Source organism: Klebsiella sp. HMSC09D12 (assembly GCF_001808475.1).
Taxonomy (GTDB): Bacteria; Pseudomonadota; Gammaproteobacteria; order Enterobacterales; family Enterobacteriaceae; genus Klebsiella; species Klebsiella oxytoca.
This window is the reverse complement of the sequence record NZ_KV793445.1, coordinates 1-757: the sequence shown is the minus strand read 5'-3', so window position 1 is coordinate 757 and position 757 is coordinate 1. Positions and strand designations below refer to the sequence as shown.

Below are 757 nucleotides of genomic sequence, written 5' to 3'. Positions count from 1 at the left end.
GCCTCCGGCCTGCGGCCTCCGCGCTCCGCTTGGCCTCCGGGCTTTGCCCTCCGCGCTGGCGCTTGGCGGCTGGCGTCAGCGCCAGCCAGGTTCGCCGGTATCTCAGCTGCCCGGTCATGAAGCCGTTCCGTTGGCGTGGGTCGTTCCGCCTATGACCGCAGTGAAACCGGGCGCGGCAGGTTGTCAACAGACGCTTCGCTCAAGCTGTTGACAACCTGCCTTATCCGCCCGGTTACAATGCGGCCGTCGGAAACGACACCCCGCCAACTTCTCTACAGGTGCTACATGACCTCTACCATCCTCGAAAACCTCCCGCAAATCCTCACCTCGCTGGCTGCTCTGATTACGGCCGTAACCGGCCTAATCAAAGCGCTGCGCGACAAAGACAAGTAACAGCCATCGGGGCGGCTGCGCCGCCCCTTTGCTGCTGCTTGCCGGTGATCTCTCCAGCTCATGTTCTGCCATTGCGCTAAATCCTGATGCCACACCGGGCGTTACCCCTTCGGGGCCGCTCTGCTGTGCTACGCATCGAGCCGGTTCCCGTCTCGCCCCGCTTACGCGGGCAGCGGCCGCTAACGCCTCCGGCCTACGGCCTCCGCGCTCCGCTTGGCAAGCCACACCCTGCGCCGGACTCGCCCGGCCGCAAGCGGCCGCCCCGCCCCTTCGGGGTGCCAACGCCCTTCAGGCGTCGGCATCCTTTGCCAGTGCGCTATTGTGTTATCTGTGGATTGCGCAGCTCAGCGGGGCGCTGGCCGTG

At 65.9% G+C, this 757-nt stretch carries 1 protein-coding gene; it reads left to right on the top strand.

The genetic code is table 11. The features are described 5' to 3' along the window. On the top strand, positions 1–211 hold a 211-nt coding region (locus HMPREF3178_RS31415), incomplete at its 5' end, for a hypothetical protein (protein ID WP_217494331.1). Positions 212–757: the final 546 nt, after the last annotated feature.